Origin of the sequence: Paraburkholderia sp. UYCP14C, assembly GCF_004197395.1 — a bacterium.
Lineage (GTDB): Bacteria > Pseudomonadota > Gammaproteobacteria > Burkholderiales > Burkholderiaceae > Paraburkholderia.
Genome location: NZ_SELS01000115.1, coordinates 1 through 11,578, shown reverse-complemented (window position 1 = coordinate 11,578; position 11,578 = coordinate 1). Strand labels below are relative to the sequence as shown.

The 11,578-nt window shown below is 59.6% G+C and carries 9 protein-coding genes; 4 read left to right on the top strand and 5 right to left on the bottom strand.

The features are described 5' to 3' along the window. Positions 1-117: 117 nt before the first annotated feature. Complete coding sequence (locus tag EVC45_RS41980) at positions 118-1,485, bottom strand: MFS transporter (RefSeq protein WP_129963981.1); 1,368 nt, start codon at positions 1,483-1,485, stop codon at positions 118-120. A gap of 75 nt (positions 1,486-1,560) precedes the next feature. Beyond that, positions 1,561-2,376: an enoyl-CoA hydratase/isomerase family protein gene (locus EVC45_RS41975; protein ID WP_129963980.1), complete on the bottom strand. Its 816-nt coding sequence runs from the start codon at positions 2,374-2,376 to the stop codon at positions 1,561-1,563. Positions 2,377-3,220: 844 nt separating this feature from the next. On the opposite strand from EVC45_RS41975, the gene EVC45_RS41970 reads away from it, so the two are divergent. After that, a complete protein-coding gene (locus EVC45_RS41970; protein WP_129963979.1) occupies positions 3,221-4,804 on the top strand; it encodes an aldehyde dehydrogenase (NADP(+)) in 1,584 nt (527 codons plus the stop codon). Positions 4,805-4,996: 192 nt separating this feature from the next. Here EVC45_RS41970 and dapB read toward each other — a convergent pair whose 3' ends face one another. Further along, positions 4,997-5,794, bottom strand: coding sequence for a 4-hydroxy-tetrahydrodipicolinate reductase (gene dapB / locus EVC45_RS41965; RefSeq protein ID WP_129963978.1), 798 nt, complete (start codon positions 5,792-5,794; stop codon positions 4,997-4,999). A 66-nt stretch (positions 5,795-5,860) separates the two neighbouring features. Beyond that, the gene (locus tag EVC45_RS41960; protein ID WP_129963977.1) at positions 5,861-7,054 is read right to left on the bottom strand and encodes a fumarylacetoacetate hydrolase family protein; all 1,194 of its coding nucleotides are present in this window, start codon (positions 7,052-7,054) and stop codon (positions 5,861-5,863) included. A 130-nt stretch (positions 7,055-7,184) separates the two neighbouring features. Between EVC45_RS41960 and EVC45_RS41955 the strand changes: the two genes are divergently transcribed. Continuing rightward, positions 7,185-7,940 carry an IclR family transcriptional regulator gene (locus EVC45_RS41955; protein ID WP_129963982.1) on the top strand — a complete coding sequence of 252 codons (756 nt, stop codon included), beginning with the start codon at positions 7,185-7,187 and terminating at the stop codon, positions 7,938-7,940. Positions 7,941-8,059: 119 nt separating this feature from the next. Here EVC45_RS41955 and EVC45_RS41950 read toward each other — a convergent pair whose 3' ends face one another. After that, a complete protein-coding gene (locus EVC45_RS41950) occupies positions 8,060-9,160 on the bottom strand; it encodes a LacI family DNA-binding transcriptional regulator (protein ID WP_129963976.1) in 1,101 nt (366 codons plus the stop codon). A gap of 574 nt (positions 9,161-9,734) precedes the next feature. Between EVC45_RS41950 and EVC45_RS41945 the strand changes: the two genes are divergently transcribed. Both EVC45_RS41945 and EVC45_RS41940 read left to right on the top strand, forming a co-directional pair. Further along, entirely contained in the window at positions 9,735-10,964 is a 1,230-nt protein-coding gene (locus tag EVC45_RS41945; protein ID WP_129963975.1) for a CaiB/BaiF CoA-transferase family protein, read from the top strand. A 111-nt stretch (positions 10,965-11,075) separates the two neighbouring features. Then, positions 11,076-11,578 (top strand): MFS transporter (locus tag EVC45_RS41940; protein ID WP_248295481.1); only part of this gene is annotated, 503 nt, incomplete at its 3' end.

Below are 11,578 nucleotides of genomic sequence, written 5' to 3'. Positions count from 1 at the left end.
GTTTCATGGGCGATGCTCTCAATAGCTATCGCTCAAGCATAGATCATCTGTCCGCAAAATTCCTGACTTATGAGTAAGTCTCCTTCCTTCATAACACGAGGTCCGTTCGCGCACCTGTCAAAGCATTGCATTCGCCGCAGTCGATCTATCCAACGAGTCGCCGGCACGCCCAGCGGCCGACCTGGTTGCCGACGTGCCGGGAGCAAACACGATCGCAGCGAGCGCACCAACTACCATGAGCAGTGAGATCGCACCGAGGCCTCCGAGCATGCTGTTCGTCATCGCCTTGATGGAACCGATAATCATCGGGCTAGCGAATCCACCCAGCAGACCGATGCAGTTCACCAGGGCCACACCGCCTGCCGCGCCCTTGCCGCGGATGTAATCCGTCGAAATAGCCCAAATGAGAGGATTGGGAGCAAGAATGCCCGCTGTTGCAACCGACAGCGCAACGAGAGACCACACAAGGCTGCCGTGAATCCACCCGGCCGCGAACAAGCCAACGGCCCCGATAATCATCGTGATGCCGCAGTGCCATCGACGCTCCATGGTGCGGTCGGAGTTCCAGTTCATGCCAATCAGCGCGATCCAGCTCACGAAGTACGGAATCGCCGAATAGAGTCCAATTTCCAGCGGACTGGTGAGCCCGGTACCCTTGATGAGAGTGGGTAACCAGAAGCCGATTGCGAACACACCTGCAATCTGCGCAAACCAGACAAACCCCATTACGTATACGCGCGGATCGGCGAGAGCGCGGCCAAACGTATGTTCGGCGTGACTGTCGCTCACACTCGAGCTTTGTTCGAGGTCACTTAATACCTGCGCCTTCTCCACCTCGCTTAGCCAGGCCGCTTTCTGCGGACTGTCGTCGAGAAAGAAAAAAGCGACGACGCCCAGCACGCTTGCCGGCAGTCCCTGCACGATGAACATCCACTGCCAGCCGTGCATCGCGCGCACGCCTTCCATGTGGGTGATCAGCCAGCCTGACATCGGCCCGCCGATGAGTCCCGCAATGCCTGTTGCGCACGTGAAGATGGCAATGGCCTTCGCGCGGCGCTCCACGGGGTACCATCGCGTCAGGTAAAAAATGATGCCTGGGTACAGGCCGGCCTCGGCCAGTCCGAGAAGGAAACGCACGGCGTAGAAATGGGCCGGCAGCGTCACGAATGCGGTCGCGGCAGCCAGGATGCCCCACAACACCATGATTCGGGAAAACGTGCGCTTTACTCCGATTCTTGTCAGCAAAAGGTTGCTAGGCACTTCCATCAATACGTAGCCGAGAAAGAAAATCCCGGCTCCGATGCTGTACGTCAAGTCGCTGAAGCCGACGTCGTGCTTCATATCGAGCTGTGCTATTCCCACATTCACGCGGTCGAGAAACGCAAATACGTAGCAGAAAAACAGGAAAGGAATCAGGCGCCTGGTGATTTTTCGGTACGTCTGCTCTGCCGGCGGGCTAACCGCAGCATTGATGCGCAAATTCATGCATGCCTCCTCCAGCCTCTGGAGGCCGGTTAGTAGGCCGTCGGCGACGAGTGACGGCTTTGCGTGGTGGTGCGGCTAGCGTCCTTTGAAAACCGGTTCCCGCTTTTCGTTGTATGCACTGATGCCTTCCAGACGGTCTTCCGTCGGAATCAGCCGGTTATAAGCTTCGATTTCGATAAACAGACCAGTGTTCAGGTCGCTCTGCATGCCGAGGTCGATCGCCTTCTTTGCCTGAGAGACCGAAAGCGGTGCGCTCGTGCAGATGTCGCGCGCGGCTTCGATGGCGCGGGCCAGCACCTCGCCGGGCTCATAAAGCTGGTTCACCACGCCCCATGCAAGCGCTTCTTCCGCGGAGAATTTCGAGCCCCGGAAAATCAGTTCTTTCGAGCGGCGCGTGCCAATCGTGCGCGGCAGCTGCTGGGTACCACCACCGCCCGGCATGATTCCCCGTTTGACCTCGGTGAAACCAAACACGGCGTTCTTCGACGCGTACGCGAAATCGCAAGCAAGCAGCAACTCGAGCCCGCCCGCTACCGCCGAGCCGTTGACGGCACAGATAAGAGGAATAGGACAGTGGGTGATTGCCCGCACCATTCTCTCGAACAGATAGTGCTGCGTACTGAACTGCTCGTCGGTCATGCCCTCACGTTGCTTGAGGTCAGCCCCTCCGCAAAAGGCGCGCTCTCCGGTGCCCGTCAGAATCGCACAACGGTACTGCATGGGGTCGACCTCCAGAGCACCGAATACCTCAATCAGCTCTCGGCCCATTGGCGTACTGATTGCGTTTGACACTTCCGGACGGTTCAACCGAATCACAAGGATCTGGCCATCAATTTCCTCCAGCGCCAATGTACTGATACTGGCTGGGTCGAGGTGTTGAGCTATCTTCAATGTCACTCCTGAGGCATTTATATCAATGGACTGCGCTGATTCGCTTCCGCTTCCAGCGGCATTAGCGCCCTCGTTTTCCGGAAGACAGGTGACGGGGAATCAAACGTCGGCGAAATTCCGGTCGGGTCTAGTCGCTCGTGCCAGTGCGAGAAGATGTCTCGATGGAGTCGCTAGTCCATCTGCGGCGCAGCGCGACGACGCACGGTCGGCTTCCGGATTTCGTTGACCGCGATGGGTTTCGCTGGCATGGGTGATTGGCATCACTACCAAGTCGAGGGTTGCAAGATCCACCTTCTTCACACTGACGACTCGAGTGTAATGGTGTGATTTGTGGGCGGGTAATGAAACCTTCCAATCACGTGAGCATGATTGGTTATATCGGTGATTACCAGTAGGATGGCAATGCCTCGATCTGACGGGCACGACGCGGTCCGATCGCGGTCCAGTTGTGGTCCGACTGCGTGCGTTGCACATTGCTGCCTGCGTTCGCTGGACCTGCCTCGCCAAATTCCGGCGAATCACGCTTCGGCGTCAAGTGCACGAGCGAAGCAACGGCACAAACCGGTGTACCGGATCGACCTCGCCGATTGATTCATGCGACCTGACCGCGCAGGTGATTCCAAAAAGCGATCGTGCGATGGAAACGATTCGCTATGCAGTGCCCGCACTGGGCCGTATAGTCGGCGCACTCGTTCAGATCAACGATAACTTCATCCACTCGGAGTCTCGCCCTGGTTTTCGGGCGGCGGCAGTCCGGAGCGACCGCTCGTGCTCCGCGGAGCCCGGTAATGCAAAAGCATCTCCATCACCGGCGTCACATGACGCCCTCTTTCAGGACAGAATCATGCAAATCTGCGGCAATCTGCTGATCGGCCAAAGAGCCGTTCGCGGCACGAACAGTTCGATCAAGGCTGTCAACGCAGCAACGGGAATGCCCATGGAGCCGGCATTCGGCGGCGCGACCCAAGCAGACCTGAACGCAGCGTGTGCGTTGGCATGGGACGCTTTCGACACATACCGCGAGAGCAGCCTCGCGGCCCGCGCTGCGTTTCTCGAAGCCATCGCCGTGAACATCCTCGAACTCGGCGACGATCTGATTGAACGCTGCGTTAGCGAAAGCGGGCTGCCACGCGCGCGCATTGAAGGAGAGCGCGGTCGTACCGTCGGACAATTGCGCATGTTCGCCGACGTTGTCCGCAACGGCGACTTCGTCGGCGCTCGCATCGATCCGGGACTACCGGAACGCAAACCGATGCCGCGCGTTGATCTGCGGCTGCGAAACATAGCACTCGGCCCCGTGGCCGTCTTTGGTGCGAGTAACTTTCCTCTGGCGTTCTCAGTGGCAGGCGGTGACACCGCATCGGCTCTGGCTGCCGGATGCCCCGTCGTGGTCAAAGCGCATTCGGCCCATCCGGGCACCTCTGAACTGGTCGGGCTCGCGGTGCAAAAAGCGGTCAAGGAATGTGGTATGCCGGAAGGGACTTTTTCTCTTCTCTTCGGCAGCGGACGCGAAATTGGCCAAGGACTGGTGAAGGATCATCGCATCAAGGCCGTTGGCTTTACCGGTTCGCGAGGTGCCGGCACCGAGCTGATGTCGATTGCTTCTGCCCGCAAGGAGTTTATCCCAGTGTACGCGGAAATGAGCAGCATCAACCCTGTGCTGCTGTTTCCCGCGGCGCTCGCAAATCGCGCCGAGGCGATAGCCAAAGCGTTCGTGCAATCGTTGGTATTGGGCGCAGGGCAATTCTGCACCAATCCCGGACTGATTCTCGCCGTAGACGGTCCCGATCTCGATCGTTTCATCGCCGCAGCGTCGGCCGCGCTGGAGCAAGCTCCGGCGTCGACAATGCTTACGCCTGGCATTCACAAAGCCTATGAAGCCGCGGTCGCACGGGCCACGGACCACGCTGAAATCCGGACTCTCGCTCGCGGCGGCCCTGCTGCATCGCCAAATCAGGGACGCGCAGCGCTTTTTTCGACGACGGCAGAGGCATTCCGCACGCACGCTGAACTGCAGGAGGAGATTTTCGGCGCCTCGGCGCTGATCGTCCGATGCGCGGACCTTTCAACGATGCTGGACCTCGTCGAATCGCTTGAAGGCCAGTTGACGTCCGCAGTTCACATTGATGAGGCTGACTTCGCGGAGGTGCGGCGCTTTCTGCCGGCGCTCGAACGGCGCACCGGGCGCATTGTGGTCAACGGCTTCGGGACGGGCGTTGAAGTCGCACACGCAATGGTCCATGGCGGCCCCTACCCGTCGACTGCCGATGGCCGTTCGACCTCTGTCGGCAGCCTCGCCATCAATCGGTTCCTGCGCCCTGTCAGCTACCAGGACATGCCCGAAGCCTTGTTGCCGGCCTCTTTGCAGTCGGACAATCCGCTCGGAGTCAATCGGCTGGTCGATGGCAAACCGACATTGGCGCAATAGCGACGGCACGGCCGTGATCATGCCGGCCGTGGATTCTCATACTCTGCACGGTGGTTTCTGACATCGCGCGCAATGCAAGACGTGGAGCAGACGAACGGGACGCCTGGCGGGCGCAGCGTCGATGCTGACAGTACTGGAGCGACTGGCGGTGCCGCCGGCATCGGTGTCAACGCCGTCGGCGGCGACCGCGATTCAAACCGGCCGCAAGATGTCGTGCATGTCGAATAGCCCTGCATCACGTCCCATCAAGAAACGCGCCGCACGCAATGCGCCGTTGGCATACGGCCATCGATTGAGAGTTTCGTGCCTGATCTCGATTCGCTCTCCATCACCGATGAACAACACGGTGTGCTCGCCCACGATGTCACCTCCCCGAATGGCGGAGAAGCCGATACTTGACGACGCTCTTGGCCCGGTTACGCCCTCCCGGGCATACACCGCGCACTCCGACAATTTGCGGCCCAAAGCGTTGGCGATGGTCTCACCAATCGTCAACGCAGTGCCCGAAGGCGCGTCCACCTTATGACGATGGTGAGCCTCGACAACTTCGATATCGTAGCCTTGGGAAAAATTCCGGGCAGCCAGTTCGATCAGCCCAAGCGTAACGTTGAGGCTGACGCTGGTACTAGACGCGAGAACGATGGCCGTGTTTTTTGCCGCCTCCCTGATCACATCCAGCCCGGCAGCGTCGAAGCCGGTCGTGCCGATAACCATCTTCACTTTATGCCGTTGCGCGGCGCTCAGATAAGCGAGCGTACCTTGCGGACGGGTGAAATCGAGCAAGACATCGCACGACGCGAGCACGGTATCGATGTCGTCAGTGATGGCAATGCCCGTTGCCTTGCCGGCAAATGCGCCGGCGTCCCGGCCGAGCGCCGCTCCCCCGCTTTTGCTCAGTGCTCCGGCGAGCGTCGCATCCCCGGCACCGAGCACCGCTTCGATCAGCATCCTGCCCATCCGGCCGGTTGCGCCCGCTACTGCAATTCTCATCTGCTTCTCCTTGACGCCCTTTCAGACGGATTCGTGCCGAACCGACGAAATGAGGTCCTCCAATAGTCATGCTCGCGCATGCTGCTTACCCAGCAGGCCGCGCGCCGACAGATTGTCGTACAACTTCCGCACTCCGAATGTCCACTGAGCAATTTCGTCGGACCGGCGCACCGTGTTGACCAGGGTCCCGAGCAACGGCGCCGAAATCGTAACGACATCTCCCAGATGATGAGTGAACCCGGCGCCCTGGGTATCGCGATCCTTGATCGGTGAGAACATGGTGCCGAGGAAGAGCATGAAACCGTCGGGGTATTGATGGTGCGGACCGTGTGTCTGATTCACGAGCTCCGCGGGGTCGCGACTGATCTCATTCATATGACTCACGCCTTCCAGCAAGAAACCATCATCGGCGCCCTCGATCTTAAGCGACACGTCCTCGTTGCCGACCGAATCAAGTGTGAAATGCTCATCGAACAGGCGAACAAACGGGCCGATCGAGCAGGAGCCGTTGTTGTCTTTCGCCTTCCCAAGTAGCAGCGCGCTACGTCCTTCGATATCTCGCAGATTGACGTCGTTGCCAAGCGTCGCACCCACGATTCGACCCGCGCTGTTGACAGCAAGCACAATCTCCGGCTCCGGGTTATTCCAGACCGAAGTCTTGTAAAGGCCGATATCGGCCCCGAAGCCTACGGCCGACATCGGTTGCGACTTCGTGAAAACTTCCGCATCGGGGCCGATACCGACCTCCATGTACTGCGACCACGCGCCCCGTCGCTCCAATTCCGCCTTGAGCTTCTGCGAGCTTTCGGACCCGGGCTGGATCGTGGAGAGGTCTGCGCCGATCAGTGCGTTTATCGTCTCTCGAACCTGCTTGGCCTTGGCCGCATCGCCGCCTGCCTGCTCCTCGATCACGCGCTCGAGCAGACTAACCGCAAACGTCACGCCGCACGCCTTGATTGCCTGCACATCGCAGGGCGCAAGCAGCTTCAGACCCGGCGCGTTCGGATCGAGGCTCCTCGCCAACAGAGCATCCACGTTCCCCAGGGACTCGCCTGGCGCGCTGCGAGCAATGTCCAGCGCGTCGGCTCGGTCGAAAAGATCGGCTGTCGTTGCAACGGTTTCAGTGATGTCGAATACCTCACCCTTTCGAATCGCCACCACTGACGGGCCATGGTGCGGCGCCGGCCGCCATACCCGGCCGACGAGTACCGCCCGCTCGAAGTCTGCAGGGAGGTACGGATGTATCGAAGAACTGGTCATGTGGGCCGCCATCCATCAAGGAGAAAAGAGCGCCAATCGTATAATCGTGGCTTTCTCGCGTCCATCGCGCTGGCATGATGTTCAACCTGATGGACATCCATGGTTCTCCCGTTCTGCGAATTCAACGCTCATGGATAAAGTTTACGAGGTACCGGCGCTTCGCCGGGCGCACGCGATCCTCGACGTTCTCGCGATCGCAAGGGCGCCTGTGCGCGTGTCGGCACTCCTGGAAGCAACCGGCCTGTCGCGCAGTACTTTGTACTTACTTCTCGACTCATTGCAAAGACAGCGCTGGATCGAAAAGCGGGGGGACGGGTACCTGATTGGCGTCGGGCTGTATGAACTGGGCAACGCCTATGTGAGGCACGACGGTTATCAACTCGCATTTCGCTCTCTGGCCGCGGCCTTTGTGGCAACGCACGACGAAGTGGTGCAACTGGCAACGCTCGACGGCGCGGACATCGTTTACATCGCGCGAGAAGACTCACGACGGCCGGTGCGGCTCGTGTCCGACCTGGGATCGCGGCTGCCGGCGCATTGCTCCGCTTTGGGAAAGGCGTTGCTCGCTTCCCTCTCTGACGAGGAACTGTTCGAACTGTTGCCCGAGGGTCTGGTCGCCGTGACGCGTCACACCATTACCCGCCGCTCCGCTCTGTTGCGCGAACTGCGGCGTGTTCGGGACACAGGTATTGCGAGCGAAATTGAGGAGGCCGCCGCTGGATTGACCTGTTTTGCCGCGTACGCTGGACAAACCGCGCATCAAAAAAGGCTGGCAGTCAGCACGAGCATTCCAACCGGCCGTATCGACACGAAACGCGAAAAGCAAATCTGTCTCGCCATTGTGCGGATGGCTGAACAGATCGGTGCTCTGTTGGGAAATGCCTGATTCTTCGTCCGCGAGGCATGCGACGCCCTGTATGGCGGCATATCGTTGCGATGCCCTTAGGGCCATAGAGCCGTTCGAATGCGCCGATCAAAGCGCATGCGGCTGTCGTTGCAAAACAGTCATGTTCTTAATGCGGCAGTTTGACGGGGCGCTGCGCACGACCCTCTTACCACGAGTTCCGCGTCCACCGTTAATCGTCTTTGCGGCAGCCTCGGGTTGTCCAGACGTTCCATCAGGAACCGTCCTGCCGCCTTCCCCAATTGGTCGTGGCTCCAGCGGACCACCGTGAATGCCGGCGTCGCCAGAAGCGCGACGTCGCTGTCGGCACCCGCAATAACCGACAAGTCTCGCGGTATGACGAGTCCCCGTTCCCGCGTTGCCTGGATGACACTCGGCAGTAGCGACGTGCCACCGGCAACGATGGCGCTAGGCGGGTTCGCAAGCTCGAGCAGATGACGTGTCTCCGTATAGCCGGCGTTTCGCGCAAAAGTTGCGTGACGAACGAGTTCGGGCTCCAACGTCAGGCCACGTTCCGCGAACGCATCGCCAAAACCCTTGAGCCGGCTTTGCGTCGGATGCACGCCGGGCTCGCCTGAGATGATTGCAATACGGCGATGTCCGAGATCCGCCAGGTGATGCACCGCCTGACGAACGCCCGCGGCGTGATTGACCGTCACGGAATCAAGCTCCGCGGGCATTTCGCGGTCCAGCAGCACGATTGGAAATGGAGCTTCTCTCAGCATCGTAAGAAGCGCGGGATCTTCCTCCGACGAGGTCGCGATAACCAGACCGTCTATCCGTCTTTGCTGAAAACCGAGCAGCAGTTCGATTTCCCGTTTGGTGTCGTGGTAACTCGACGCAACCATCAATGAAAAGCCGAATCCATCGATTTCCTTTTGCATGGATTCGACAAACATGCTGAGCACTGGCACGGTGAAATCCCGCATAACGCATGCGAACGTCATCGACCTGTGGCTGCGCATGCTCTGCGCCACCATGTTCGGAACATAGCCGAGTTCGACGATTGCAGCTTTCACACGCTTGCGGGTTTCTTCGCGGACGTTGGGATGTCCATTAATGACGCGCGAAACCGTTCCAAGCGCGACGTCCGCCAGAAGCGCAACGTCGCGGATTGAGGGCTTGCGTTCGTCGTCAAGCGCGGCCGCGTCGACTGCTGTCGAGGTGCGGCGTGTTGTGTGGACTTTCGATTCGTTGCTCATTGATCGGCGAAGTGTGCGGCAAGCTGTGTGGGAACTGCGGCTGACCGGCGTTGTTCGGCCGCTCTCGCGACGCCGCCCAGAAACCGGAGGGTCCGACAAGCCAACGCGCCCCAAGGTCGGCCTGCGGTCGAATCAACGCGGCGGCACCCAGCTCTTCCCCTTGGGCCGCACATCACTGTCGGCCGCGCTTTCGATCCAAATCGGTGAAACGTTCCCAATTTTCCCGGTTGCCTGGACGTTGTCAAGCAAGTTGGCCAGCATCACCCCGGCCGCCGCCTCGCCCGGCGCCCACCGGCTCGCGCGTCGACGCGCCGGATGATGGCTGATATCCCCATAAGGGCCATCACCGCCTTGACAAAGACAATCTCAGGGCTATGATTGGAAACGTTTCATCCAAACACTCACTGAGCTACTGAACCGGCTACTTGTCATATGTTGAAAATTGGAAACGTTTCATCAAATGCACAAACGGACAGGGTGACATACGTCAGAAGCGTCATCGGAACCCCATTTCCGCGTGTCCGGCGCACGGGTGGATTGCACGGAACGGCTGTTTCCGGCATGGAGCAGCACCATGGGTGAGGAAAAAGCCACGCGCCCCCTGCCGCTCGACGGCGTTTGCGTCGTAGAAATCGGGCACAGCCTGGCGGCGCCCTACGCGGGTCTCATTTTTTCCCATCTGGGAGCGCGTGTTGTGAAGATCGAAAGCGCCGCGCACGGAGACTATGCGCGCGGCTGGGGCCCCCCTTTTATTCAAGGTGCTTCCGCGCTCTTTCATGCGATGAATCACGGCAAGGAAAGCATCAGCGCCGACTTCAGCGACCCGGCCTGCACGAAGCTCATCCGCGAATTCATCGTCGCCAATGCCGACGTCGTCATCCAGAATCTGAAGCCTGGCAATCTGGACCGCTATGGACTCGGGGCAAAGGACTTGACGGAACTGTGTCCATCGCTGATCTATTGCAACCTTGGAGCCTTTGGCGCCAGCGGCCCTTTGCGCAACAAGCCGGGCTATGACCCGCTCGTCCAGGCTTACAGTGGAATGATGAGTATCGTTGGACATGCCGACGACGCGCCGAGCCGGGTTCCCGTGTCGATCAACGACATGGGAACCGGCATGTGGGCCGTCATTGGCGTGTTGGCCGCGCTGCGCAGCAGGGACAGCGGCGATGCGGCTGGCGGCCAGATTGTCGACGTGTCGCTGTACGAGACCGCCCTTGCCTGGATGACGGTGCCGCTCTCGGATTGTCTTGCGGGCGGACCGGAACCTGCGCGCATCGGTTCGGGTAGTCCGAACATCGTGCCTTATCAGGTTTTCGACTGCGCAGATGGCGCGATCCTGGTCGCGGCGGGTAACGACACGCTGTATCGGCGCCTCTGCAATGTGATGGACCTGGCTTCTCTCGCCGATGATCCGCGTTTCGCGACCAATGGCGGCCGCGTCCTGAACCGCAAGGCATTGATCCCTCTGCTGGAAACCGCGTTCAGACGCAAGAGCGCGAGCGATTGGCTTCGCCTTCTGGAAGTCGAATCGATTCCTTGTGGACCGTTGCAGACAGTCGACTGCGTGGTCAAGGACGAACAAACGGTCTCGCTCGACATTCTCCGCGCGACACCCGACGGACGAACGACGACCGTGGCGCTTCCGGTCTGCTTCGATGGCAAACGGCCGCCGATGCCCGGCAATACACCGAACCTTGGCGAACACAATGATTTGCTGACGAAGCCAGCGGGACCCGATGCCGAGCATCAGTGCACACAAGCTTCACGCGCCGACGACCTCTTGCGACAGGAAACGATTTGAGCCCGAGTGGCATCCGTCGGAAATCGCTTTCTGAATCAAACCACAGTTCTATTACAGATTCCCGGATGCCGGCTCTCTGCGCCGGATAATCGGGACCACAGGAGACAACAATTGAGCCAGATCTATCGTGAACAAACCTCGGAGCCGTCGGACGAGTTGCCGTCCGTCGCGGCAAAGAGCGCGGAAGAGCGAAGGCTCTACCTGCGTGTCGCTCTTCGCATCGTCCCATTACTCTTCGTCTGTTACGTGGTCGCCTTTCTGGACCGTATCAACGTCGGCTTCGCGAAGCTCCAGATGCAGGACGCGCTTCGTTTCAGCGATGCGGTATATGGGCTGGGAGCGGGGATATTCTTCCTTTCGTATTGCCTGCTTGAAGTGCCCAGCGCTCTGCTCCTCAAGCGAATGGGCGCGAAGAAGACCATCGCTCGCATCATGATTTGCTGGGGCATTGTGGGGACCTCCACCGCCTTTATCTCGAACGTCCCCGAATTCTATGCGGTCCGATTGTTGCTCGGCGTATTCGAGGCAGGGTTCTTTTGCGGCGGCTCCGGTTTTTCTGGACACAGAGTTGGGGTAAAACGTGTGATCCAAACTGGAGTAGTTGATGTTGAAGA

What these genes read in the sequence shown, in the direction of transcription:
- EVC45_RS41980 (WP_129963981.1), bottom strand. Translation starts at nt 1,485, where the DNA reads ATGAATTTGCGCATCAATGCTGCGGTTAGCCCGCCGGCAGAGCAGACG.
- EVC45_RS41970 (WP_129963979.1), top strand. Translation starts at nt 3,221, where the DNA reads ATGCAAATCTGCGGCAATCTGCTGATCGGCCAAAGAGCCGTTCGCGGC.
- dapB (WP_129963978.1), bottom strand. Translation starts at nt 5,794, where the DNA reads ATGAGAATTGCAGTAGCGGGCGCAACCGGCCGGATGGGCAGGATGCTG.
- EVC45_RS41960 (WP_129963977.1), bottom strand. Translation starts at nt 7,054, where the DNA reads ATGACCAGTTCTTCGATACATCCGTACCTCCCTGCAGACTTCGAGCGG.
- EVC45_RS41955 (WP_129963982.1), top strand. Translation starts at nt 7,185, where the DNA reads ATGGATAAAGTTTACGAGGTACCGGCGCTTCGCCGGGCGCACGCGATC.
- EVC45_RS41950 (WP_129963976.1), bottom strand. Translation starts at nt 9,160, where the DNA reads ATGAGCAACGAATCGAAAGTCCACACAACACGCCGCACCTCGACAGCA.
- EVC45_RS41945 (WP_129963975.1), top strand. Translation starts at nt 9,735, where the DNA reads ATGGGTGAGGAAAAAGCCACGCGCCCCCTGCCGCTCGACGGCGTTTGC.